At 68.9% G+C, this 24,328-nt stretch carries 20 protein-coding genes; 5 read left to right on the plus strand and 15 right to left on the minus strand.

Annotation, left to right across the window (positions count from 1 at the left end):
• Positions 1-123 precede the first annotated feature (123 nt).
• Positions 124-3,105: a M36 family metallopeptidase gene (locus QSK26_RS03385; protein ID WP_285773437.1), complete on the plus strand. Its 2,982-nt coding sequence runs from the start codon at positions 124-126 to the stop codon at positions 3,103-3,105.
• A gap of 81 nt (positions 3,106-3,186) precedes the next feature.
• Here QSK26_RS03385 and QSK26_RS03390 read toward each other — a convergent pair whose 3' ends face one another.
• From QSK26_RS03390 to QSK26_RS03405, 4 genes are all read right to left on the minus strand, one after another.
• Positions 3,187-3,309 carry a hypothetical protein gene (locus QSK26_RS03390; RefSeq protein ID WP_285773438.1) on the minus strand — a complete coding sequence of 41 codons (123 nt, stop codon included), beginning with the start codon at positions 3,307-3,309 and terminating at the stop codon, positions 3,187-3,189.
• A gap of 110 nt (positions 3,310-3,419) precedes the next feature.
• Entirely contained in the window at positions 3,420-6,983 is a 3,564-nt protein-coding gene (gene dnaE, locus QSK26_RS03395) for a DNA polymerase III subunit alpha (protein WP_285773439.1), read from the minus strand.
• 58 nt (positions 6,984-7,041) lie between these two features.
• Positions 7,042-7,941 carry a JmjC domain-containing protein gene (locus QSK26_RS03400; protein WP_285773440.1) on the minus strand — a complete coding sequence of 300 codons (900 nt, stop codon included), beginning with the start codon at positions 7,939-7,941 and terminating at the stop codon, positions 7,042-7,044.
• 92 nt (positions 7,942-8,033) lie between these two features.
• A complete protein-coding gene (locus tag QSK26_RS03405) occupies positions 8,034-8,267 on the minus strand; it encodes a hypothetical protein (RefSeq protein WP_285773441.1) in 234 nt (77 codons plus the stop codon).
• 230 nt (positions 8,268-8,497) lie between these two features.
• Here QSK26_RS03405 and QSK26_RS03410 point away from each other — a divergent pair, with 230 nt between their 5' ends.
• A complete protein-coding gene (locus QSK26_RS03410; RefSeq protein WP_285773442.1) occupies positions 8,498-9,862 on the plus strand; it encodes an NsdA family TPR-like regulatory protein in 1,365 nt (454 codons plus the stop codon).
• 185 nt (positions 9,863-10,047) lie between these two features.
• Here QSK26_RS03410 and QSK26_RS03415 read toward each other — a convergent pair whose 3' ends face one another.
• Entirely contained in the window at positions 10,048-11,787 is a 1,740-nt protein-coding gene (locus QSK26_RS03415) for a glycerol-3-phosphate dehydrogenase/oxidase (protein WP_285773443.1), read from the minus strand.
• A 264-nt stretch (positions 11,788-12,051) separates the two neighbouring features.
• Here QSK26_RS03415 and nagA point away from each other — a divergent pair, with 264 nt between their 5' ends.
• Positions 12,052-13,188, plus strand: coding sequence for an N-acetylglucosamine-6-phosphate deacetylase (nagA, locus tag QSK26_RS03420; protein ID WP_285773444.1), 1,137 nt, complete (start codon positions 12,052-12,054; stop codon positions 13,186-13,188).
• Between the two features lie 97 nt (positions 13,189-13,285).
• Here nagA and QSK26_RS03425 read toward each other — a convergent pair whose 3' ends face one another.
• Together QSK26_RS03425 and guaB are read right to left on the minus strand one after the other, a co-directional pair.
• Complete coding sequence (locus QSK26_RS03425; protein WP_285773445.1) at positions 13,286-14,404, minus strand: GuaB3 family IMP dehydrogenase-related protein; 1,119 nt, start codon at positions 14,402-14,404, stop codon at positions 13,286-13,288.
• 51 nt (positions 14,405-14,455) lie between these two features.
• Entirely contained in the window at positions 14,456-15,937 is a 1,482-nt protein-coding gene (gene guaB / locus QSK26_RS03430; RefSeq protein ID WP_285773446.1) for an IMP dehydrogenase, read from the minus strand.
• Between the two features lie 697 nt (positions 15,938-16,634).
• On the opposite strand from guaB, the gene QSK26_RS03435 reads away from it, so the two are divergent.
• Both QSK26_RS03435 and QSK26_RS03440 read left to right on the plus strand, forming a co-directional pair.
• Positions 16,635-17,663, plus strand: a complete 1,029-nt coding sequence (locus tag QSK26_RS03435; protein WP_285773447.1) for a helix-turn-helix transcriptional regulator — start codon at positions 16,635-16,637, stop codon at positions 17,661-17,663.
• Positions 17,664-17,745: 82 nt separating this feature from the next.
• Positions 17,746-18,120 (plus strand): DUF5319 domain-containing protein, encoded by a 375-nt coding sequence (locus tag QSK26_RS03440; protein ID WP_285773448.1) that lies wholly within the window; start codon positions 17,746-17,748, stop codon positions 18,118-18,120.
• Here QSK26_RS03440 and QSK26_RS03445 read toward each other — a convergent pair.
• The 8 genes from QSK26_RS03445 to QSK26_RS03480 form a co-directional block, all read right to left on the minus strand.
• On the minus strand, positions 18,081-18,377 hold the full coding sequence (locus QSK26_RS03445; protein ID WP_285773449.1) for a hypothetical protein: 297 nt from the start codon (positions 18,375-18,377) through the stop codon (positions 18,081-18,083). The genes QSK26_RS03440 and QSK26_RS03445 overlap by 40 nt on opposite strands.
• A gap of 5 nt (positions 18,378-18,382) precedes the next feature.
• A complete protein-coding gene (locus tag QSK26_RS03450; RefSeq protein ID WP_285773450.1) occupies positions 18,383-19,009 on the minus strand; it encodes a sigma-70 family RNA polymerase sigma factor in 627 nt (208 codons plus the stop codon).
• Positions 19,010-19,348: 339 nt separating this feature from the next.
• Positions 19,349-20,971 (minus strand): chaperonin GroEL, encoded by a 1,623-nt coding sequence (groL, locus tag QSK26_RS03455; RefSeq protein WP_285773451.1) that lies wholly within the window; start codon positions 20,969-20,971, stop codon positions 19,349-19,351.
• Positions 20,972-21,071: 100 nt separating this feature from the next.
• Positions 21,072-21,383, minus strand: a complete 312-nt coding sequence (groES, locus tag QSK26_RS03460) for a co-chaperone GroES (RefSeq protein ID WP_502888659.1) — start codon at positions 21,381-21,383, stop codon at positions 21,072-21,074.
• Between the two features lie 327 nt (positions 21,384-21,710).
• Entirely contained in the window at positions 21,711-21,983 is a 273-nt protein-coding gene (locus QSK26_RS03465; protein ID WP_285773452.1) for a hypothetical protein, read from the minus strand.
• Positions 21,984-22,470: 487 nt separating this feature from the next.
• The gene (locus QSK26_RS03470; RefSeq protein ID WP_285773453.1) at positions 22,471-22,713 is read right to left on the minus strand and encodes a hypothetical protein; all 243 of its coding nucleotides are present in this window, start codon (positions 22,711-22,713) and stop codon (positions 22,471-22,473) included.
• Between the two features lie 382 nt (positions 22,714-23,095).
• Positions 23,096-23,353, minus strand: coding sequence for a hypothetical protein (locus QSK26_RS03475; RefSeq protein ID WP_285773454.1), 258 nt, complete (start codon positions 23,351-23,353; stop codon positions 23,096-23,098).
• A gap of 544 nt (positions 23,354-23,897) precedes the next feature.
• Positions 23,898-24,155, minus strand: coding sequence for a hypothetical protein (locus QSK26_RS03480; RefSeq protein ID WP_285773455.1), 258 nt, complete (start codon positions 24,153-24,155; stop codon positions 23,898-23,900).
• Positions 24,156-24,328: the final 173 nt, after the last annotated feature.

Consider the following 24,328-nt stretch of genomic DNA (forward strand, 5'->3'; position numbering starts at 1 on the left):
TGTGAATGGGTGCTACCTCTTGCGCAACGCGCGTGATCAACGCGTGTCGGGCCGCGCGGACCCTGCAACCCCGTGCGGCCCGTCGAGACCTGGCCGACGCCGGCCGCGTCTGCAGGAGGATCCTTGCCTTCCAAGCCCTGGTTACGTACCACCCTCACCACCGCCGTCGCCGCTACTCTGACGCTCTCCCTGGCCGGGACCGCCCAAGGCGAGCCCGCGCAGGCCGCCAACCCCGTGGACTTCCAGGCGGAGGTGAACGGGCACGGCAAGCCGGACCTGGACAACAGGCGCGGCTCGGTGGCCCCGCCCGCCATGCTGCGGGCACAGAGCAACGCGACCGTCCGCTGGAACACCCTCGGCACCCCCGCCGTGGTCACCTCGGGCGTCCCCCTCGCCGAAGGGCTCGGCGCCGATCCCGAGCAGGCGGCGCGCGCGTACCTGAAGGCGAACCAGACCCTGTTCGGCCTCGCTCCCGAAGCGGTGGACGCGCTGGAGAAGGTCGCCGTCAACCCACTCGGCCAGGGCCACGCCGTACTCCTGCGGCAGCGCTTCGGCGACCTGCCCTCCGGCGTCGACGGCCAGGTCGCGATCGGCGTCTTCGACGGCAAGATCATCCATGTGACCTCGTCGCTCTCCCGGGCGACCGGCGCGCCCCCGGCCGCCGCGATCACCGAGCAGCGGGCGCTGGAGATCGCCGCCGCCGACGGCGGCATCGACCTGGCGACCGCCACCGCGAAGCAGGTCACGGCGGTGGCCGTGCCCGCCGCGGACGGCGTGCACCGGGCCTTCCAGGTGACCCTGGTCGGCGGCGCCGACGAGGCCGCGGGCTACACCACGCACGTGGACGCGGTCACCGGCGAGATCCTGGTGCGCGACAACCTCGTGGACCACGAGACCGACCACGAGACCGACCACGAGACCGACCCCGCGGCCGACCTCCAGTCGGGCGGACACGGCCACGGACACGGGCAGGACACGGACAACCCGCGCTGGGAGGTGTTCCCGGCCAACCCGCGGAGCAACTACTCCTCCGCCGACGTCCGCGAGACCTGGTGTGCCAAGAAGGCGCCCGGCTGCGACTACGTCGTGGGCGGCGACCCGGCCACCGGCAAGGCGTGGGACGTGGACCACGCGACCGGCCAGCCGACCGGCACCAGCCTCGGCAACGCGGCGCGCACCTTCGAGAACCGGGCCAGCGGCAACAGCAACAGCATCGGCACCCGCACCGGCGCCGCCACGCCGGACCGGGTGTACCGCTTCCCGTGGACGAACAAGTGGTTCACCGCCAAGTGCGACCCGGCCACCTTCGACCAGCCGGGCGAGGCCGACCTCGAAGCCGCCATCGCCAACCTCGGCGTGATGCACAACCGGCTGCACGACTGGTCCTACCGTCTCGGCTTCACCGAGACGGCGTGGAACATGCAGACCGACAACGGCGACCGCGGCGGCGTCGGCAACGACCCCGAGCAGGGCAACGCCCAGGCGGGCGCCCGGGTGCTGAGCGTCCGGAACAACGCCAACCAGATCACCCCGCCGGACGGCGTGGCGCCGATCACGAACATGTACCTCTGGCAGCCGCAGGCCGGCGCCTTCTACGGCGCCTGCGTGGACGGCGACTACGACATGTCGGTGATCGGCCACGAGTACACCCACGCGATCTCCGGCCGCATGATCGGCGGCCCGAACGCCGGGTGGAGCGGCGCCCAGGCCGGCGCCATGAACGAGAGCAACTCCGACCTGATGGCCATGGAGTACCTCGCCGAGTACGGCTTCCGCCCCGCGGGTGAGACCCCGTCGGTCATCGGCGCCTACGTCACCAGGGACGACAAGGCCGGCATCCGCAACTACGACATGTCGCGCTCCCCGCTGAACTACAGCGACATCGCCTACGACCTGGTGGGCGCGCAGGTGCACGCCGACGGCGAGATCTGGACGGCGACGCAGTACGACCTGCGCGAGGCGTTCATCGACCGCTACGGCAAGGGCAACGCCAAGACCCAGGAGGCGTGCGCCGACGGCGAACTGGCCGTGGAGAAGTGCCCGGGCAACCGGCGCTGGGCCCAGATCTCCTTCGACGCGCTGCTGCTGATGGCCTCCGGCGCGGTCTCCTACGTGGACCACCGGGACGCGCTGCTGGCGGCGGACACCATCCGGTTCGGCGGGAAGAACCAGGACCTGATCTGGAACTCCTTCGCCAAGCGCGGCCTGGGCGAGGGCGCGGCCAGCAACGGCCCGTCCGACCAGGACCCGACGGCGAGCTTCGCCTCGCCCCGGGCGGACAACGCCACGATCACCCTGCGCCCGTCCGGTGACGCCACGGGCAAGCCGGTCCGCCTCTACATCGGCGACTACGAGGCCCGCGCCACCCCGGTGGCCGACACCGACCCGGCGACCGAGCTGGACGAGACCTTCGAGGCCGTGCCCGGCGACTACTCCTTCCTGGCCGTCGGCGCAGGCTTCGGCCACACCCGGTTCAAGGAGGACTTCCGCCGCGGCGAGAACGCGACCCTGAAGGTGGACCTGGACCGCAACCTCGCCGCCGCCGCGGCGGGCGCCACCGCCACCGGCGACGGCGTCAACCAGGCCCTGCTCATCGACGAGACCGAGGCCACCCAGTGGGCCTCGCTGACCGCGCCGGTCGCGGGCCGCTCGGTGACCGTGGACCTCGCCGGGACCGACCCGGTCGACGTCCGCCGGGTCCAGGTGAGCGCCATGCTCCGGCCCAACGACGGCAACCCGGCCGACCCGGGCGCGCAGAACCGCTTCAGCGCGCTCCGCTCGTTCGAGGTGCTGGCCTGCAACAGCGCCGCCGGCAAGAACTGCGCCGACCCGGCCGCCTACTCCAGCATCTACAAGAGCAAGCAGGACGCCTTCCCCACCAGGAACCCGCGTCCGCGCGGCGCCGACCTGCTCATCAAGTCCTTCGACGTGCGCAGCGCGAAGGCGACCCACCTGATGCTCCGCACGGTCACCAGCCAGTGCACCGGCAACCCGCTCTACCTGGGCGAGCAGGACAACGACCCGAACTCCTCCACCGACTGCGCCACCGCCAGCGCCGCCAGGAACCAGGTGCGCGCCGCCGAGTTCCAGGCGTTCGAACACTGATCCGCTGATCCGCCCGCACCCGCACGGCCCGCGCCACATCCGGTGGCGCGGGCCCTGCCCGTTCCCTTGACTGAACGGCGCTCACGCTGAAGCCCAGCAACCGCCGCCGGTCCGAGCGATCCAGTCGGCCAGGATCAGGTCGGGGACCTGCGCGAGGATCTCTTCGGGATCGGCGTAGGCCAGTGGGGCGTGGATCTCGCGCACAGTGTCGATCAGATCGGGGAAGTCCCCGCGACGGCGGGCGTCTGCCAGGTGAGCTGACAGCTTTCCCCAGAGTAGCCGCCGCGTTCGAGACGTGATCCCTCACGCCCATCTCAGAGGGAGATGGCTTCCGGTCCGGCCAGCGCCTTGATGTCTCCGGCGAACGACGAGTCCGCGGCCACGAAGTAGTCCGGCAACGCCATCATCACGGTCTTGCCGCCGCCCCGTCGTAGGTGGATGTGGACCGGCACTTTGCCCGGGTGCATCGTGAAAATGTTGCGCAGTTCCTCGACCAAGGAAGCGGTCACGCGCTCCTCCCGCAGGATGATGACGACGGGATGCCCGGACTCACCGGTGATGCCGGACACGTCGAGCGGCGTCAGGTCCTGCGCGAAGACCGAGATGGCGCCATCGCGGTTGTTGATCTGCCCGCCCACCGAGACCACGACATCGCTGCGCAGCTCGGAGGCGTACAGCTCGTAGCTCTTGGGGAAGAACAGGCACTCGATCGCCGCGTCCATGTCCTCGACGGTGATGATCGCCCACGTGTTGCCAGCCTTGTTGATGCGCCTGTCAACCTTGGTGATGAGGCCGCAGACGCGGACGTCGCCGCGGTCGTCACGGCCGGAGTCGAGCAGGTCGGCGATCGTGGTGTCCCGGTTGCGCGCGAGCAGCCGCTCCGTGCCCGCCAGTGGGTGGTCTGAGACGTACAGGCCGAGCATCTCCCGTTCGAAGTCGAGCTTTGTCTTCTTGTCCCACTCGCCCTCGGGGATGGTGAGGGACAACGTCGCGCCGTCGTCGTCGGCCATGCCGCCGAACAGCGAGTCCTGACCGTGCGCCTCGTTCTTCTTGACGTCAATGACCGAGTCGACGGCTTGTTCGTGGACCATGAGCAGGCCCCTGCGTTCGTGGCCGAGGGAGTCGTAAGCGCCGGCCTTGATCAGCGATTCGATGACGCGCTTGTTGCAAGCGGTCAGCGGCACCTTGCCCAGGAAGTCGTTGAAATTGGTAAAGCGTCCCACCTCGGCACGGGCCTTCACGATTCCGTCGACGACGTTCTCCCCGACGTTGCGGACCGCGCCCAGGCCGAACCGGACCTGCGTGTCACCGACCGCGACGAAGTCGAGCTGGGAGTCGTTCACGTCCGGCGGGAGCACCTGGACGCCCATCTTGCGGCACTCGGCAAGGTAGAGGGCCGCCTTGTCCTTGTCATCACCCACTGACGTGAGCAGAGCGGCCATGTACTCGGCGGGATAGTTGGCCTTCAGGTAGGCGGTCCAGTAGGCGACGAGGCCGTAGCCGGCAGTGTGTGACTTGTTGAACGCGTAGCCGGAGAACGGCAGCATGACATCCCACAGCGCCTGGGTCGACTCGTCGCTGTAGCCGTTGGCGCGCATGCCGGCCGAGAAGGTGTCCCATTCGGCGTCCAGGACCTCTTTTTTCTTCTTGCCCATGGCGCGGCGCAGCATGTCGGCGCCGCCGAGCGTGTATCCGGCCAGTTCCCGGGCGACGGCCATGATCTGCTCTTGGTAGACGAGCAGATGGAAGGTGGTGCCCAGAATAGGTTCGAGCGCGTCCTTCAGCTCCGGGTGGATCGGCTCGATGTCCTGCCGGGCGTTCTTGCGGTGCGCGTAGTTGGTGTGCGCGTTGGCCGCCATCGGGCCCGGCCGGTAGAGGGCGAGCACCGCCGCGATGTCCTCGAACCGGGTTGGCTCCATCAACTTCAGCAGTGACCGCATGGGGCCGCCGTCGAGCTGGAAGACGCCCAGTGTGTCGCCCCGGGCCAGCAACTCGTAGGTGGTTTTGTCGTCGAGCGGCATGGTCAGGGTGTCGAGCTTCACGCCTCGGTTCTGCTCGATGATTTTGATGGCGTGGTCGATGATGCCCAGATTTCTCAGGCCCAGGAAGTCCATCTTGATCAGGCCCATGGCTTCGCAGCTTGGGTAGTCAAAGCCGGTGATGATGACGCCGTCCTTGGCCCGCATGTGCATCGGGATCAGGTCCAGCAACGGAGACGAGGACAAGATGACCGCGGCGGCGTGCACGCCGGTACCCCGGATCAGACCCTCGACGCCGCGTCCGGTGTCGAGGACCTTTCGTACGTCCGGGTCGCTTTCGTACAGCGCGCGGATCTCGGCGCCCTCGTTGTAGCGAGGGTGGTTCTCATCGAAGAGATCTTTCAGGGGGACGCCCTTGCCCATGACGTCGGGCGGCATCGCCTTGGTGATCTTGTCGCCCATGGCGAAGGGGTAGCCGAGGATCCGGCTCGCGTCCTTCACGGCGGCCTTGGCCTTGATCGTACCGAACGTGTTGACCTGCGCGGTCGCCCCGCTACCGTATTTCTCGGTGACGTAGGCCACCATACGGTCACGCTGGCGGTCGTCGAAGTCGAGGTCAATGTCGGGCGGGCTGATCCGCTCGGGGTTGAGGAACCGTTCGAACAGCAGGCCGTGCTCCAAAGGGTCCAACTCGGTGATGCGGGTAGCGTAGGCGACGATCGAGCCGGTGGCGCTACCACGTCCCGGCCCCACAGCGATGCCGTTGTCGCGCGCATAGGTGCAGATGTCGGCGACGACGAGGAAGTAGGAGGAGAAGCCCATCGGGCCGATGACCTTCATCTCGGTTTCGTACCGCTCCCGCACCTCGGCCGGGATCGGAACGCCGTACCGCATCTCCAGGCCGCGCTCCGTCTCCTTGCGCAGCCAGGACTCCTGCGTCTCACCCTCGGGGACGCCGGGGAACTGCGGCATCCGGTCGACGTACTCGAACACATCGCCGTAGTCGCCCACCATCTCGGCGACCAGCAGCGTGTTGTCGCACGCCTCCGGCAGGTCGGCGAACAGCTTCCGCATCTCGGCGGCGGTTTTCACGTAGTAGCCCGACCCGCTGAACCGCCACCGTTTGGGGTCGTCTTTCTGGTTGTTGGTGCCGATGCACAGGAGGCTGTCGTGGGCGTCTGCCTGGTCCTCGGTGACGTAGTGGGAGTCGTTGGTCGCCAGCAGCGGCATGCCGAGCTGTTTGGCGAGGCGCAGAAGGTCGCCGCGAACCTGCCGCTCGATGTCGATGCCGTGGTCCATCAACTCCAGGAAGTAGTGGTCCTTCCCGAGAATGTCCTGATAGGCGGCGGCGGCCCGGACCGCCTCGTCGTACTGCCCGAGACGCAGCCGAGTCTGCACCTCCCCTGACGGGCAGCCGGTGGTGGCGATGATCCCCCCCGAGTGCTCGGCGATCAGCTCGCGGTCCATGCGCGGCCACTTGGAGATGAAACCCTCGTAGTAGGCCAGCGACGACAACCGGAACAGGTTGCGCAGGCCCGCAGCGTCTTTCGCCCACATGGTCATGTGCGTGTACCGGCCACCGCCGGACACGTCCTTGCCGCTGCTGTCGTCATCTCCGGAGACGGACCGTTTGCCGCCCGGCGCCCAAAACACCGGCTTTTTGTGGAACCGTGATTCGGGCGCCACGTACGCCTCGATGCCGATGATCGGCTTGACACCACTGTCTTTGGACGTCTGGAAAAACTCATACGCCCCGAACACGTTTCCGTGATCCGACATCGCGATCGCCGGCATCCCCAGCCGCTCGGCCTCCTGGAACAGCGGCTTCATCTTGGCCGCTCCGTCCAACGTGCTGTACTCGGTGTGGACGTGAAGGTGCACGAAACGTTCGTCGGGCACAGCGGTCTCCCTCATCTCCGGATTGCTCACCCTAGCGGCGGCTACGCCGAGTCGGAGGTCACTCGCGGCGGCGTGCCGCAGTTCGAAGTAGGTCGGCCATCTCCTCGATGTCCATCGTCACCAGCGAGCCGATCAGATACTCGCGTGCCTCGGCGACGGCTGTTCGCGAATCGCCGACAATCGCGGCGGGCGGAAGGGTGGCGCGCATCTGCGGGTCCTGCAACGCCAGCGTGAGAACCTCGGCGATGACCTGCTGAGCCGCCCAGTGGGGAGTCCGTTCCTTGAACGCGATCGTCAGATGCAGCGACGGCTCCTCCCCCACGGTGTATGGGGAGTGCATCCAGCCGCGCGGAAGCCACAGCACCTGGCCAGGCTCCAGGATGAAGGTCTGCTCCGGAGGGGTGTGCTCCAGGTAATGCCGCTGCTCCGGGGTGAATCCGATGAGGTGGAAGGAGCCGTGTTCGCGGACGGGGTTGTCCACGCACGGCGCATGAACTGGCCACGCCTTCCGGCCGTGCAGTTGGACGATCAATGTCAGGTAGGGGTCATAGTGGTACTTGATCCCTTGGGCGCCCGCCGGAGTGAGGTAGGCGTTCGCGTGGACGCGGTAACCAGTCTCCTGGGTCAGGGCGGCGTGCAGCTCCGCGATCGACGGCTTGAACCGTTCCAGGCCCCGCAGGGAGATCGTCCCGCCGTTGTCGAGGTGCGCGCGGATCGCTCCCCGCCGCGGCATGCCCGGCAGGTCCTCATCGGTGTAGCGGCACGGATCGCTGATGACGCTGTCCTTGAGCAGGACGACGTTGCGCAGGGCGAGACATTCGGCGTCCACGAACTGCTCCACCTCCTTCAACGTCAGCAGGTGTTGGAAGGAGGCAGGGGTGCGCTGGTACAGCCGTGGCTGCTGTGGCCACGCCTTCGTGACCTCGTCGGGGTTGTCGATCAGGGACTTCAGCATCATGGTCTCCGGTCTGCGAAGCGGGGGCGGGTGGGCGCCCCGCGGCGACTGGCCGCTGAGCGCCCACGAGTCAGACGTCGAAGCGAATCGGCGGACTACTCGGCCAGCCCACTCAGCCACGCCCTCGCGAAGCTGGTGAGCTCAACCTTGGACATGCGCAGCTCACGACCGGCACCGGCCGGCTTGGAGTCGCCCAGCGCGAAGCCTCCGCCGGACAAGGGGGCGACGGTGAGGCAGTCCTCCATCGTGCCGTCGCTGTTGTCGCCACCGCCGCAGAGCTTCTTGAACGGGCCGGCGACGACCTGCTCGTACAGGTTCTCGTTGGACATTTACGGTTTCCTCTCGTTGAGCGACGACCCGAGTGCTCGCTCGTGTGCACCCGGGCGTGGGTGACAGTGCGGGGTCCCGCCTTTGCCGCTGGCGGCGGTTCCCCTTCCTCTCAACCGAACCTGGTCAGACGGTGTCGGGGAATTGCCACTTACTGGCAATGGGGTTGCCACCCGCCCGCAACCCGCTCAGGACCCCTTGCGGGAACGGGTCACGGTGTTACCGTGCGGTCGTGGATCCCCAGTCACGCTTTGTGATCTCTGCTGATCTCCGCGCAACGGCAGCGGCCGAGGACTGGACTCCGTGGCAGCTCGTCCAGGCCATCCACGGCAAGGCCGAGACCCGATCACTTCTGATGGCGTGGCGGCTGGCCGCCGGACAGACTCAGGCCGAGGTGATCGCCGGCGTGCGGGGATTGGCGGCCGACGACGGTCACCCCTGCTCCAGAGGAAACCCCTCTATCCAGCACTACTCTCGCTGGGAGAACGGCCACGGCACGCCCAGCAGGTTCTACCGCCGGTATCTGGCGCTATGGTTCCGTTGCCCCCTGGACAGACTGGGGCTGGCAGATGAGGACCCGATCGTTACTCTGATGGGACAGGCACCGGATCCCGAGCTGGAGGACGACGTGGACCGTCGCCGTTTCTTCTCTGTCGTTGCTGCCGCACCCATGATCTGGAGCCTGGACAGCACACGCTCACGCATGGAAGCCGGGCTGCGCCGCGTCTTGCCCGCGCAGGATCTCGACCACTGGGCCGATGTGACCGCCGGGCACGTCGCTTCCTACGGCACCGTGCCACCCCAGGGGCTGCTGGATGCCCTCAGCCCCGATCTGCACGAGATCGCGGGCTTCGCCGACCGATATCCTCACCAGCGTGAACTCCACCTGATCGCCTCGCGCCTGTGCGGGCTCGTCGGCGCCGCCGCCACCGACTTGGAGCAGGAACGCACCGCCCGCGACTGGCTGCACACCGCCCGGCGATACGCCGATCTGTCTGGCGACACCACTCAGCGCTACTGGATCGCCATGGCGCAGGCGATAAGCGCCTACTACGGCCCCACACCGCAGATGGTCATCACCATCGTCGGCCGCGCCCGCGCGATGCTCGGTGACGCCCCGAGCGCCCCGGCCGCACAGCTGACCGGGCTGGCCGCACGTGCCTACGCCCGCCTCGGCCAGCGTGAGGAGGCGGCCCGCGAACTCGCCAACGCGCACGCCACGTTCGACCGGCTCACCGCAGAGCAGCGGACCGAGCCATTCTTCGGCTTCCCGCAGGCGGAGATGACCATGTACAGCTCGCAGGTGCTTAGCTTGACCGGAAAGCCGGAGGCATGGAACGAGCAGGATAAGGCGCTGGCCGCCTACCCCGACGACGACCCCATGGACCGGCCGCTCATCCTGCTGGACCGCGCCCGCTACCTGATCGGCCAAGGCGAGGCTGGACAGGCCGCGGCCGTAGCTGCGGCCGCCGTCACCGAGGTTCCCGCACACCGGAGGGTGCCGCTCCTGATGACGCAAGCTCGCCAGTTGGGCGACGCCCTTGCCCAACTCTCCCCCCAGGCCGCCGCCAATCTGCGCGAAGCCGCCCTCATCTGAGGGCAGGCCACTCCCCAGATCGCAAGGCGGCGCGGCGGTGTCGCGGCGCGATCTGGTGCGCGAACTGAGCATGCGTCTGTCCTCTTGCGCTTGTGCGCGTCTGTGCGCACGTGAGCGTCTCTCGCGTGTGTGGTGATGCGTGCGTCCTCTGTGCTCCTAGATCGCTTAGACGTCGTCTCAGCGGCTCAGGGGGTCGCCGTGGGGACGTCCACCGGGACGATGTCCGGGGCGCCCATCCTGACGGCGTCGGCCTCCTGGTCGGTGTCCTGCTCCTGGGAGGCGCGCTCGGCCTCCACCCGCTTGGTGTAGTGCTCCACCTCGCGCTTGACCTGCTCGTCGTCCCAGCCGAGCGGCCCGGCGAGCAGCTCGGCCGCCTCCTGGGCGACGGCCAGGCCGCGGTGGAAGGTCTCGATCGAGATGTGGGTGCGCCGGGTCAGCACGTCGTTCAGGTGCCGGGCGCCCTCGTGGGTCGCGGCGTAGACGACCTCGGCGCGCAGGTAGTCCTCCGCGCCGGTCAGCGGCCTGCCGAGCGAGGGGTCGTTCTCGATCAGCACGAGGATCTCGTCGATCAGCGAGCCGTACCGCTGGAGGAGGTGCTCGATCCTGGCGACGTGCAGCCGGGAGGACACGGCCAGCCGGTGCCGGGAGTTCCACAGCGCCTGGTAGCCCTCGGCGCCGGCCAGCGGGACCTGGTGGGTGCAGGACGGCGGGACGCGGTAGTCCAGCCCGTGCGCCACGGCGTCCACCGCGTCCTTCGCCATCACCCGGTAGGTGGTGTACTTGCCGCCCGCGATCATGACCAGGCCGGGCACCGGATGCGCCACCACGTGCTCCCGGGACAGCTTGGAGGTCTCGTCGGACTCCCCCGCCAGCAGCGGGCGCAGCCCGGCGTAGACGCCCTCCACGTCGTCCCTGGTCAGGGGTACCGAGAGGACGGCGTTGACGTGGTCGAGTACGTAGTCGATGTCGGACCGGGAGGCGGCGGGGTGGGCCTTGCCGAGAGTCCACTCGGTGTCGGTCGTGCCGATGATCCAGTGCCGGCCCCACGGGATCACGAAGAGCACCGACTTCTCGGTGCGCAGGATGATGCCGCTGTAGGAGTGGATCCGGTCCCTGGGCACCAGGAGGTGGACGCCCTTGGACGCCTTGACATGAATCTGGCCCCGGCCGCCGACCAGGGCCTGGATCTCGTCCGTCCACACGCCCGTGGCGTTCACCACCTGCCGGGCGCGCACGTCGAACTCGGTGCCGGTCTCCAGGTCGCGCACCCGCACCCCGGTGACCCGCTCCCCCTCGCGCAGAAAGCCCACCGCCTGGCTGCGTGAGGCCACCTGCGCCCCGTACGTCGCAGCCGTGCGCAGCATCGTCACGACATAACGGGCGTCGTCCACCTGCGCGTCCCAGTACTGCACCGCCCCGGTGAACGCCGAGCGGCGCAGCGCCGGGGCCACCCGCAGGGCCCGCCGGCGCGACAGGTGACGGTGACCGGGCACGCCCCTGATGAAGCCGAACCCGAAGCCGAGCGTGTCGTAGAGGGCCAGCCCCGCCCCCACGTAGGGCCGCTCCCAGGTGTGATGGGTGAGCGGGAAGAGAAAGGGCACCGGGCGCACCAGGTGCGGCGCGATGCGCTGGAGCAACAGCGACCGCTCCTGCAACGCCTCCCGCACCAGGTCGAAGTTGAGCTGCTCCAGATAACGCAGCCCGCCGTGGATCAGCTTGGAGGAGCGGGAGGAGGTGCCCGAGGCGTAGTCGCGGACCTCGACCAGGGCCACGCTCAGCCCTCTGGTCGCCGCGTCGAGGGCGACGCCGGCGCCCACCACGCCCCCGCCCACCACGACGACGTCGAACTCCTGCCCGGCCATCTGCGCCAGCGCGGCCGACCTCTCCGCAGGACCCAGCCTCGCGGTGCCCATTCGAGCGGTCATGATGCTCCCCCTCGGCATTCGCTCTGCATTGCTTATCTACCCTCTTCACCCGGTCGTACCTAACCGGAGGCGGTACCCGCGCTACGGGTTCGCTACTAGCCGGGAAGTAGTCTTTCTCACCCCATAACCGGCAACCATCCGCACCCTACCTTGGCGAACATCCCCCGGACACCGCGTGTGACCAGCGCCTCCGTGCCCGTGGCGGGCCACCGGAAAAGGCCCCCGGCGGCCCCCGCGCGCCCCGCGATCTGTGATCCTTTCCTCATGAGCATCACACTCGCCGACGCCCGCGTCGTGACCCCGGACGGAGTCCACGACGGCTGGCTCACCATCGAAGACGGCCGCATCACCCACGTCGGCCGGGGAAACGCGCCCGGGAACGGGCACCGCCTCTCCGGCAGGTACGTCGTGCCGGGCTTCGTGGACGTGCACAACCACGGCGGAGCGGGCGCCTCCTTCCCCTCGGGCGACCAGGAGGGCGCGCGGCGAGCGGCCGGCTTCCACGCCGGGCACGGTACGACCACCGTGGTGGCGAGCCTGGTCAGCGGCTCCCACGACGACCTGACCAGGGCCGCGGCCGCGCTGGCCGACCTGTGCGACGACGGGGTGCTGGCCGGCGTGCACTTCGAGGGGCCCTACATCGCGCGGTCACGCTGCGGGGCGCACGACCCCGCCCAGTTGCGTCCGCCGAGCCGGAGCGAGTTCGCCGAGCTGGTCAAGGCCGGGCGCGGGCACGCCAGGATGCTCACCGTCGCCGCCGAACTGCCCGGCGCCCTCGACGTCATCCGGGACGCCGCCGCCGCGGGCGTGATCGCCGCCATCGGGCACAGCGACGCCACCTACGAGCAGACGCTGGCCGGCATCGACGCGGGCGGCACGGTCGCCACCCACCTGTACAACGCGATGCCCGCCCTGCACCACCGCGACCCCGGGCCGATCGCCGCCCTGCTGGCCGACGAGCGGGTCACGGTCGAGCTCATCAACGACGGCGTGCACGTGCATCCGGCGATGGTCCGGCTGGCCTACGAGGTGGCGGGCGCCGGCCGTACGGCCCTGGTGACCGACGCGATGGCGGCCACCGGCGTCGGCGACGGCACCTACGTGCTCGGCACGATGGAGGTGACCGTCGCCGGCGGCGTGGCCCGGCTGGTGGACGGCGGCGCCATCGCGGGCAGCACGCTCACGATGGACGTCGCCTTCCGCCGGGCGGTGCGCCTCGTCGGCCTCTCGCTGCCCGAGGCGGCCCGGATCACCTCGCTCACCCCGGCCCGGATCCTCGGCCTGGACCACCGGATCGGCTCGATCGCGGTCGGCAAGGACGCCGACCTGGTCGTGCTGTCCGAGGAGCTGGAGGTCGAGGGCGTGATGCGCCGCGGCGCCTGGCTCACCGAACCCCGGTGAGCCGGGCGGGCCGGTCCAGCGGGGTCCGGGTTCAGCGGATTCGGGTCCGGGTCCGGCGGGTCTGGGTCTAGCGGGTCTGTGTCTAGCGGGTCTGGGTCTAGCGGGTCTGGGGCGCGATGACGACCTCGACCCGCTGGAACTCCTTGATGTCGGAGTAACCGGCGGTGGCCATCGTGCGCTTCAGGGCGCCCATGAGGTTCATCGAGCCGTCGGCCACCGTGGAGGGGCCGTGCAGGATCTCCTCCAGGGTGCCGATGGTGTCGAAGCCCACCCGCCTGCCGCGCGGCAGGTCCGGGTGGTGCGCCTCGGAGCCCCAGTGGAAGCCCCGGCCGGGTGCCTCGGCCGCGCGGGCCAGCGGGGAGCCCACCATGACGGCGTCGGCGCCGCAGGCGATCGCCTTGGCGATGTCGCCCGAGGTGCCCATGCCGCCGTCCGCGATCACGTGCACGTAACGGCCGCCCGACTCGTCCATGTAGTCGCGGCGCGCGGCGGCGACGTCGGAGATCGCGGTGGCCATCGGCACCGCGACGCCCAGCACGGTCCTGGTCGTGTGACCCGCGCCGCCGCCGAAGCCCACCAGCACGCCGGCCGCGCCGGTCCGCATCAGGTGCAGCGCGGCGGTGTACGTCGCGCAGCCGCCGACGATCACCGGCACGTCGAGCTCGTAGATGAACTGCTTGAGGTTGAGCGGCTCGGCCCGGCCGGACACGTGCTCGGCCGAGACCGTGGTGCCGCGGATGACGAAGATGTCCACCCCGGCGTCGATCACGGCCTTGTGGTGCTGCACCGTGCGCTGCGGCGAGAGGCGGACCGCCGTGGTCACCCCGGCCCCGCGGATCTCCTCGATCCGGCGGCCGATCAGCTCGTCGCTGATCGGCGCGGCGTAGATCTCCTGCAACCGGCGGGTGGCCGCCTCGCCCTGGAGCTCGGCCACCTCGGCCAGCAGCCCCTCGGGGTTCTCGTAACGCGTCCACAGCCCTTCGAGGTCGAGCACGGCGAGACCGCCGAGCCGCCCCACCTCGATCGCGGTGTGCGGCGAGACCACGCTGTCCATCGGGCTCACCACCATCGGCAGCTCGAACCGGTAGGCGTCGATCTGCCAGGCGATCGAGACCTCCTCCGGGTCGCGGGTACGCCGGGAGGGCACGATGCCGATCTCGTCGAGCGAATAGGCACGGCGGCCGCTCTTGCCCCTGCCGATCTCCACCTGAGTCATGCTGCCTGTCTTTCCTGAAAACGGGGGCCGGACACCCCGGATGTGCGAAGCCTAGCGACGGTGGTAGTTGGGAGCCTCGACCGTCATCTGGATGTCGTGCGGGTGGCTCTCCTTGAGACCCGCCGCGGTGATGGGCATGAGCTCGCACCTGGCGTGCATTTCGGGGATCGTGCGGCACCCGGAGTACCACATGCCCTGACGCAGGCCGCCGACGAGCTGGTGGGCGACCGCGGCGACGGGACCGCGGTAGGGGACCTGGCCCTCGATGCCCTCGGGGATGTAGGCGTCCTCGCCGCTCGTGCCCGCCTGGGCGTAGCGGTCCTTGCTGAAGGACACCCCGCCGCGCTCCCGGTTGCGGACCGCGCCGAGCGACCCCATGCCGCGGTAGGACTTGAACTGCTTGCCGTTGATGAAGATCAGCTCGCCCGGCGACTCCTCGCACCCGGCCAGCAGGCTGCCGAGCATCACGGCGTCGGCGCCGGCCGCGATGGCCTTCGCGATGTCCCCGGAGTACTGCAGGCCGCCGTCGCCGATCATCGGGATGCCGGCCGGGCCGCAGGCCAGGGAAGCCTCGTGGATGGCGGTCACCTGCGGCGCGCCCACCCCGGCGACGACCCGCGTGGTGCAGATGGACCCCGGGCCCACGCCCACCTTGACCGCGTCGGCGCCCGCGTCGATCAGCATCTGGGCGCCCGCGCGGGTGGCGATGTTGCCCGCGATCACGTCGACCTTGCTGTTGGCCTTGAGCTTGGCGACCATGTCGGCCAGGCCCTTGGAGTGGCCGTGCGCGACGTCCACCACGATCGCGTCGACGCCGGCCTCGATCAGCGCCTGGGCCCGCTTCTCCGCCTCGTCGGCCACGCCGATCGCGGCGCCCACCACGAGGCGGCCGTCGGCGTCCTTGGTCGCCAGCGGATACTGCTCGCTCTTGGTGAAGTCCTTGACCGTGATCAGGCCGCGCAGCCGGCCGCCCGCGTCCACCAGCGGCAGCTTCTCCACCTTGTTGGACCGCAGCAGCCGGAACGCCTCGTCCCTGGACACCCCCACCGGCGCGGTGACCAGCGGCATCGGGGTCATGACCTCGCTGACCGGGCGGCTGTGGTCGGTCTCGAAGCGCATGTCGCGGTTGGTCACGATGCCCACGAGCACGCCGGTCTCGTCGGTCACCGGGACGCCGGAGATGCGGTAGCGGGCGCACAGCACCTCGACGTCGGCCAGCGTGTCGCCGGGCGAGCAGGTGACCGGGTTGGTGACCATGCCGGCCTCGGACCGCTTCACCAGGTCGGCCTGCTGGGCCTGCTCCTCGACGGAGAGGTTGCGGTGCAGGATGCCGATGCCGCCCTGGCGGGCCATCGCCACCGCCATCCGGGCCTCGGTCACCGTGTCCATCGCGGCCGAGACGAGCGGGATGCGCAGCGTGATCGACCTGGACAGCCTGGTCGAAGTGTCCGCCTCACCGGGCTGCAGGTCGGAATAGGCCGGGACGAGCAGAACGTCGTCGAACGTGAGACCTGTCTCGGTGAACTTCGCCATGCTGGGAACCCCTCTGCCGCGGCGCGCTATGGGTGGGGAAAGGCGCCGACCCCTCGGCCCAGTTTAGTGGGCGGCCGGCGTCGCCTTTCAGGGGTTCCACCCAGGGTGGGGCTGCCACGGCCTTTCAGGAGCCCCAGGAGTCCGGAAAGGCCGGGCAGGTAGGGCATGGGCCCGCGTGGGCGACGATCCCCACGAACCGCCGCCCGGTCGCGGGCCCACGTGTGTCAGCCGGGGGTCCGGCACGGTCGACGACCACTCCGGATCCCCCGGCCACCGGCACCACCGCGCCGCCCGCCGCAGGATCCCCCTCCGTCTCCCGACGGCGGGCGGCGCGCACGACCGGTGCCGACGCTGGGTCAAGACTGCGTCACGAACCGTTCCCACGCAACGTGAGAACGTGCAACTGCACGAACCTGCACCCGCCACCCCGCGACCCGCCCGTACGATGACCGACCGCCCGCGGCGGGCTCCGGCGGCGGGCTCCGGCGGCGGGCGGGGGCGGGGGGGTGGGGGCGGCGACGTCCGGCGGCGGCGGGTAGAGGCGGCGGCGAGCGGGGTCCGGCAGCGGGCGGTGCGGCGGGTCCGGCGGCGGGTGGGGGTGGCGAGTACGGTCAAGGTCCGGACAACGGACCCGTGCGCGGTTATCCTCGGCCGCACGCCGTCTCCCCCAGGGTGTCGTCCCCCAGGAGCCCCGTTCATGCCCAACTCCCCCACGCTGCCCGACCCGCTGGAAAGCCTCGGCCTCAGCCCGGCCCAGACCACGCTGTACACCGCGGTGCTGCGCCTGCACCGGGCGTCGCTCACCGAGCTGGCGAAGGCCGTAGACGGGCCGGAGGAACCGCTCGGCGAGCAGCTGGCCGCGCTGGTCCGGCTGGGCGTCGTGGACCAGCGGTCCGGCGAGTACTTCGCCAGGCACCCGGCGGGCGCCCTCGGCCGGCTCATCGCCGAACGGCTCGACCGGCTGGCCGCGGAGAGCCGCCAGATCGACACGGTCCTCGGCTCGCTGCGCACCCTCATCAGGGACTACGACTCCGGCCACGACCAGGTCGGCGGCCCGTTCTCCGCCGAGCTGGTCACCGGCGCCGACGAACTGTACGAGAGCGTGGTGGGCCTGGCGGTGGAGGCCCCGCCGCTGGACCTGTGCACCGCGATCCCGGACCAGCGCACGATGACCGACCTGGCCAGGAAGTACGCGGACACCTGGATCGACGCCCACCGCCGGGGCCTGCTCTCGCTGCGCGCGCTGATCCCGGTGGACGCCCTCACCGTTCCCGGGCTGCGCGACAAGCTGTGCGTGCTCACCGCGAGCGGCGCCCGGGTGCGCACCCTGGACCGGGTGCCGAGCTGGTTCTTCACCGCGGGGCCCGACGCGGCCGGGCTGCCCGCCCAGTGGGGCGGCAACCCGCCGGACCACGCCTACAAGTTCTACTCCGTGCGCGCGCCCATCCTGGTGGGGGTGCTGCGGTCGCTCTTCGACGAGCTGTGGGCGCGGGCCGCGCCGCTGCCGTGGGCGGGCGGCGGCGACGGGGTGATCCAGGTGCTCAGGCTGGCCGCCCAGGGGCTCTGCGACGAGACGATCGCCCGGCACCTGGGCGTCTCGGTGCGCACCGTACGCGCGCGGTTCGCGGACGCGATGACCGAGCTGGGCGCCCAGTCGCGGTTCCACGCCGGCGTGGAGGCCGCGAGGCGGGGATGGCTGGACGGGGACGCGATGGGCAAACACTGATCCATCCCGGCGTCTCATGCCAAGCACGACCGGTGAGCAGCCTATAGGCTCTTTCCCCATAGTCGTTGACAAGGTGGGATGCGTGGAAGATCTGCCCCGCGACCCGTTCGCGGACGATCCAGAAGACCCGACGGAAGCGCTGGGCGGGCTTGAGGACAACGAGCCCCTGACCCCGGCGGAGCGCGACGAGGCCATCACCGACCTCGCCGACGTGGAGGTGTTCCGTTCCCTGCTCGAACCGCAGGGGGTTCTCGGGCTGGTCCTCGACTGCCCGGAGTGCGGGGAGCAGCACTACTTCGACTGGGAGCTGCTGCGCGGCAACCTGCGCCAGATGATCGACGAGGGTCAGCCCCAGGTGCACGAGCCGGCCTTCCAGCCCGACCCGGCCCACTATGTGAGCTGGGAATACGCCCGGGGTTACGTCGACGGGGTCATCGACACCGAAGAGCGCCGCTGATCCACGTCGTCGATCAGCGCGGCCAGCAGCCGCACCGCGGGGTCCTTCTCGCCCGGATCGACGCCCTCCCGCCGGGACAGAGCCGCAAGGACCGCGTCGGTGGCCAGGACCGCGTCGGTGGCGAGGACGCCGATGTCGTCCTGCGCCGGCCCGCCCACCCGAGCCGGCCGATCCGGGGCCGCACCCGCCCCGGTCTCACGCTGATCCCGCTTCGTCTCCCACTCCTCCGCTAGCTCGCCGGCCCCGGCTGACCGCACGGGGGTCAGGCGATCGACTCCAGCTCCGCCATCGCCCGCAGCCTGGCCAGCGCCCTGTGCTGGGCGACCCGGACCGCGCCGGGCGACATACCGAGTACATTACCGGTCTCCTCGGCGGACAGTCCCGAGACCACCCGCAGGATGATGAGCTCCCGCTGGTTGTCCGGTAACCGCGACAGCAGCCGGCGGGCGTGCTCCGCCTCGATGTAGCGGACCACGGTCTCCTCCGGCCCCGGCCCCTCGTCCGGCCCGTCCGGCAGATCCTGGGTCGGTACGGCGGAGCGCACCGAGCTTCTGAGCGCGTCGGCCACCTTGTGCGCCGCGATGCCGAACACGAAAGACGCGAACGGCCGGCCCATGTCGCGATAGCGGGGCAGCGCCGACAGCACCGCTATGCAGACTTCCTGGGCCACGTCATCGGCAATGTGATACTGACCGGAAACTCGGCCGAGGCGCGCGCGACAATAACGCACCACCATCGGGCGCAAGTGCCCGAGCAGAGTTTCGATCGCACGGCGATCTCCCTGAACGGCGAGGCTCGTCAGTTCCCTGAGGTCGGGCTCGTCCGATCTCGTCGCAAGCCTTACCCCACTTATGGCGTCGGCGACGCGTCCCTCGGTCACGATAGGCATGATGCCCGCCCTGATCGGGCCTGTCGTCATCGCGAACGGCTACGGATTGGTCACATTGAGGGGACGATAACGGGCGGTAATCAATTGGCAACTCTATGGATTATGCCGTGTGAAATATTTCATGGCATTAGGTATTTTGCAACTATTGTGAGTGACTTCGCGTGACGCTTTGGGCCCTCGCCCGGTTTACGGCTAAACAGAGCTACATCCTTCTCGTCTGGTCCGGCCGCGCCGTACCGCCCGGTCGGACCGGAAACGCAGAACGGCCCGCGCCCCCTGGACGGGACGCGGGCCGTGCCGCTCGAAGCCTCGATCGGTGACCTGGATCGGTGACCTCGATCAGTGGCCGTGGCCGTGGCCGTGACCCTGACCGGCGGCGGCCGGGGCCTCCTCCTCGGGCTTGTCCACGACGAGGGCCTCGGTGGTCAGCAGCATGCCGGCGATGGACGCGGCGTTCTGCACCGCGGAGCGGGTGACCTTGACCGGGTCGATGACACCCTGCTCCAGCAGGTTGACGTACTCGCCGGTGGCGGCGTTGAGGCCGTGGCCCGGCTCCAGCTCGGCGATCTTCGAGGTGGCGACGTAGCCCTCAAGGCCCGCGTTGACCGCGATCCAGCGGGCCGGCTCGACCAGCGAGCGGCGGACGATCGCCACACCGGTGGCCTCGTCGCCGGTCAGGCCGAGGTCGTCGAGAACCTTGCTCACGTGCACGAGCGCGGAGCCACCGCCGGAGACGATGCCCTCCTCGATCGCGGCGCGGGTCGCGGAGATCGCGTCCTCAAGGCGGTGCTTCTTCTCCTTGAGCTCGACCTCGGTGGCCGCGCCGACACGCAGCACGCAGACGCCGCCGGAGAGCTTGGCGAGACGCTCCTGGAGCTTCTCGCGGTCCCAGTCGGAGTCGCTCTGCTCGATGGCGAGCTTGATCTCGCGGACGCGGTCCTCGATCGCCTTCGCGTCACCGGCGCCGTCGACCAGGGTCGCGGTGTCCTTGGTGATCACGACGCGGCGGACGGTGCCCAGCACCTCAAGGCCGACGTGCTCCAGCTTGAGGCCGATCTCCTCGCTGACGACCTGGCCGCCGGTGAGGATGGCCATGTCCTGCAGCATCGCCTTGCGGCGGTCACCGAAGCCGGGCGCCTTGACGGCGACGGAGGTGAAGGTGCCGCGGATCTTGTTGGTGACGAGCACCGCGAGGGCCTCGCCCTCGACGTCCTCGGCGACCACGAACAGCGGCTTCTTGGTCGGGGCGACCTTCTCCAGCAGCGGCAGGAAGTCGGCGATGGAGGCGATCTTGCCCTGGTGGAGCAGGACGTAGGCGTCCTCCAGGACGGCCTCCATCCGCTCCTGGTCGGTGACCATGTAGGGCGACAGGTAACCCTTGTCGAACTGGAGGCCCTCGGTGAACTCCAGCTCCATGCCCATGGCGTTGGACTCTTCGACGGTGATGACACCGTCCTTGCCCACCCTGTCGAACGCCTCGGCGATCAGGTCGCCGATCTTGGCGTCCTGGGCGGAGATCGTCGCGACGTTCGCGATCTCCTTCTTGTCCTCGACCGGGCGGGCCGACTCGAGAAGCTTGTCGCTGACGGCCTTGGCGGCCAGGTCGATGCCGCGCTTCAGCGACAGCGGCTGGGCGCCCGCCGCGACGTTGCGCAGACCCTCGCGGACCATGGCCTGGGCCAGCACGGTCGCGGTGGTCGTGCCGTCACCGGCGACGTCGTTGGTCTTGGTGGCCACTTCCTTGGCGAGCTGAGCGCCGAGGTTCTCGTACGGGCCTTCCAGCTCGACCTCACGGGCGATGGTGACACCGTCGTTCGTGATGGTCGGGGCACCGAACTTCTTGTCGATGACCACGTTGCGGCCGCGCGGGCCGATCGTAACCTTCACGGCGTCCGCGAGGGCGTTGACGCCGCGCTCCAGAGCGCGGCGCGCGTCCTCCTCGAACTCCAGGATCTTGGGCATTGAGCACTCCTCCTTGAGCGCATCAAAGCCCCGGGGCTTCACCTGAAGCGCCCGGGGCCCGACACGTCACCTTTTTGGTAAGTCCCGCTGGCTGGGGCGCTTACTTCTCGATGATGGCGAGCACGTCGCGGGCGGAGAGCACGAGGTACTCCTCGCCGCCGTACTTCACCTCGGTGCCGCCGTACTTGCTGTAGAGGACGATGTCCCCTTCGGCGACGTCGAGCGGAATGCGCTTCTCGCCTTCCTCGTCCCAGTTACCCGGGCCCACGGCGAGGACTTTGCCCTCCTGGGGCTTCTCCTTCGCGGTGTCCGGGATGACCAGGCCGGACGCGGTCGTCTGCTCGGCCTCAAGCGGCTGAACCACGATGCGGTCGCCGAGCGGCTTAACGGGAACCTTAGTGGCGGTCGTCACGATCGGACCTCCCCTTCAGATGGTTATGTAGAGCTGAAGAGGCGACCAGCGGCCTGCCGTCGCGGGTGTCAGACCTGCCTCGTCGCTATTGGCACTCTCAATGGTTGAGTGCCAACACGAAACAGTATGCAAGCCTCAGCGACTCGTCAACACGAACCGCCCGCAGGTCAGCCACCACCGTGTCCGCTGGTAGAGGAACCGGGCGGAGGGCGGCGACCGCGCCGGGCCGCGGAGCCCGGCCTGACCGGCGCCGTGAACAGGGGAGCGCACGCCGAAGGGGACCGGCGCATCCCCGCGCGCCGGCCCCCTGTCGGTGAACCTGCTAGATCAGCCGCTCAGCGAGTCGTTGAACGTGTCGTTGAAGCACGCGAAGTTGCGCGCCTTGTTGCTGCTGCCGAGAACGCCCTGGAGCTCGAGCAGCTCCACGACGCTGACGTCGTTCAGGGCGTCACAGAGCTGAACGTGGTCGAGGATGTGCACGCTCTGGTCGACGTCGTTGCCGCCGTTGCCGACGGGCCACGGCTGCGCGTACGCCGGGGTAGCAGCAAGGGAGATGCCCAGGGCGGCGAGGATGGCTCCGGTGGCTGCCAGCTTCTTCATGCGTGAGACTCCATAGCTCGATTGGATCGGGGGGAGGCTGATCGGTCTAATCTGCCTCTGGCTTGCCAGTTGACCTTCGGCACAATGAATGCCGCTCAGTCGCAGAGTGAAACTACAGGGGCCCTGCATCATCCGCAGGCCATTGTCGATTTCCACCGACCATCGCCATTAGTACGGGGATGCGCTCGGAATACTTATAGTAGCCAACCCTGTTATTCACCCTGAAGATCCACTAGATCCGCGCTATGTACGTCTCGCCCGATCTGTCCAGTGCAATTCATGAACCGGATTGTGATAACGCCGAAAACACGAATAAAAACGCACTTCCTGTACTTTCGGTGCGTTCGGACAGCCGGGAGCCGGTCGAGCCACCGGGCCGGCGACGAGGGGCGATCTTCCGCCACACCGCTCCCCCGCGGCCGGCCCGACGCCACCGCGCCGCCCCGGACCCCACGACGATCATCGGGTCTCGCCGGTACGGCGGCCCTTAGCCGTTCTGGTAGACCCGGATGCTGCAGTCCACCGGCTTGGACCCGGCGAAGGTCACCGGAGTCAGCGGAACGAGGAGGGCGGTGATGTCACCGATGGCACTGTTGCCGCACTGGATCGTGTTTCCGTTCTGCGCGGCGGCGTTGCCACCGGGCCAAGGCGCGGCCGCCTCGGCGGGGGTGAGACCCAGTCCAGCCCAAGCCGCCAGGGCGACCCCACCAAGTGCGAGCTTCTTGAGCATCTAATTCTCCCGATCGATCTCGGTCTGAGGATTGAGCTCGGACCAAAAGTCCGAGCCGACAGCAAGTAGACCGACAGCGGCGACGAATATCAACCCAACGGACGTCGATTGAATTAAAGAAAGGTCAAACTCGGTCGTCCCGCCCAACGAATCCCGCCGGTCCGGGGAAGAAGCGCGCAAGGCCCGTTTTGACCGGTCCCGCAAGAAACATTCCTCCGTATCGTGTTATCGGCCCCAAAACAAAAAAAGGGGGGCACTACGACCGACGTCGTAGTGCCCCACCTTCCCTGAAAACGGTTCGGCGATCCGCGGACGGCCGGGGGCCGGCCCCATCGACGCCGGCCCCGGCGGTCCGATCAGCTTGCGCCGACCTCCGCAGTTTTCAGTCCTGATCCTGGTAGGCGCGGATGCTGCAGTCCACCGGCTTCTTGTTGTTCAACGTCACCGGGGCGAGGTTGAGCAGCGTGACCGCGATATCACCGATGGTCTGGTTGCCACAGACAATCACGTTGTTGGACTGCGCGGCGGTGTTGTCGCCGCCTTCCGGCCAGGGCCACGGCGCAGCCGCGTGAGCGGGGGCGAGCCCCAACCCGGCCCATGCCGCGAGGACGGCTCCGCCAAGTGCGAGCTTCTTGAGCATCTAATTCTCCCGATCGATCTCGGTCTGAGGATTCGGCTCGCACCAAAAAGACGAGCCCAAAGCCAGTAGACCCATCCACGCGAGGAATCTCAAGCCGACAACCGATCGATCGGATTAAAGAAAAATCAAATAACCGGCGAGATTCCCAAGAGCCTGACACATTCACTCTTGCCGCAAATACGACATGTCGGTCAACCTATACAACGAGCACTTTCTGAATTGCCTCCGCCCCCGCCGGCCCCCGGATCCGCGCGAACAAAAAAAGTGGACACCGCGACGCCGTCGCGGTGTCCACCAGCCTGAACGCCAACCAGCAGGCCGACTCGTCTCCTGAAGAGGAGACGTTCCAGAGAGCCTCTAAGCCCTGCGTTCACATCGAGCGCAGCGCCTGTGGCCGTCCCATGAGCCGGTCTCGAACAAGCCGGCCAGGTCCGGCGGGAGGATCCGCCTTCCCCCGGAAGGCGGATCGGCGATCCGCAAGCGGCCGGCCCCGTCGGTGCCGGCCTCCCGCGGCCGATCAGCTTTCGCTGATTCCCGGCAGGGCCTAGTCCTGGTTCTGGTAGGCCCGGATGCTGCAGTCCACCGGCTGGGTGTTGTTGAAAGTCACCGGCTGGAGAGGAATAAGCGGAATCGAGATGTCGCCGATGGCCTTGTTGCCGCAGACGACAACGTTGTTGGCCTGCGCGGCGACGTTGTCGCCACCCGGCTTGGGCCACGGAGCGTCCGCCTGGGCAGGGGTGGCGAGGCCCAGTCCGGCCCAGGCCGTGAGGACGGCCCCACCAAGTGCGAGCTTCTTGAGCATTTAAATCTCCCGATCGATCTCGGTCTGAGGATTCGGCTCGCGCCAGAGGTACGAGCCAGACAGCAAGTAGACCGACGGGCGACACGGATAGCAAGCCAACAGCCGCCGCCAAACCTTAAAGAAACGTCAAATCACCTCCGAAGCTCTCTTAGCGTGAATGTGAGGTGTAGCGA

This window comes from Microtetraspora sp. NBRC 13810 (genome assembly GCF_030268685.1).
In the GTDB taxonomy this organism is placed as follows: domain Bacteria; phylum Actinomycetota; class Actinomycetes; order Streptosporangiales; family Streptosporangiaceae; genus BSRQ01.

Coding starts and splice junctions, on each gene's coding strand:
- QSK26_RS03470 (WP_285773453.1), bottom strand. CDS start 22,713: ATGCTCAAGAAGCTCGCACTTGGTGGGGTCGCCCTGGCGGCTTGGGCT.
- groL (WP_285773451.1), bottom strand. CDS start 20,971: ATGCCCAAGATCCTGGAGTTCGAGGAGGACGCGCGCCGCGCTCTGGAG.
- QSK26_RS03435 (WP_285773447.1), top strand. CDS start 16,635: ATGCCCAACTCCCCCACGCTGCCCGACCCGCTGGAAAGCCTCGGCCTC.
- QSK26_RS03415 (WP_285773443.1), bottom strand. CDS start 11,787: ATGACCGCTCGAATGGGCACCGCGAGGCTGGGTCCTGCGGAGAGGTCG.
- QSK26_RS03465 (WP_285773452.1), bottom strand. CDS start 21,983: ATGAAGAAGCTGGCAGCCACCGGAGCCATCCTCGCCGCCCTGGGCATC.
- QSK26_RS03475 (WP_285773454.1), bottom strand. CDS start 23,353: ATGCTCAAGAAGCTCGCACTTGGCGGAGCCGTCCTCGCGGCATGGGCC.
- QSK26_RS03425 (WP_285773445.1), bottom strand. CDS start 14,404: ATGACTCAGGTGGAGATCGGCAGGGGCAAGAGCGGCCGCCGTGCCTAT.
- QSK26_RS03405 (WP_285773441.1), bottom strand. CDS start 8,267: ATGTCCAACGAGAACCTGTACGAGCAGGTCGTCGCCGGCCCGTTCAAG.
- nagA (WP_285773444.1), top strand. CDS start 12,052: ATGAGCATCACACTCGCCGACGCCCGCGTCGTGACCCCGGACGGAGTC.
- guaB (WP_285773446.1), bottom strand. CDS start 15,937: ATGGCGAAGTTCACCGAGACAGGTCTCACGTTCGACGACGTTCTGCTC.
- QSK26_RS03480 (WP_285773455.1), bottom strand. CDS start 24,155: ATGCTCAAGAAGCTCGCACTTGGTGGGGCCGTCCTCACGGCCTGGGCC.
- QSK26_RS03450 (WP_285773450.1), bottom strand. CDS start 19,009: ATGCCTATCGTGACCGAGGGACGCGTCGCCGACGCCATAAGTGGGGTA.
- QSK26_RS03400 (WP_285773440.1), bottom strand. CDS start 7,941: ATGATGCTGAAGTCCCTGATCGACAACCCCGACGAGGTCACGAAGGCG.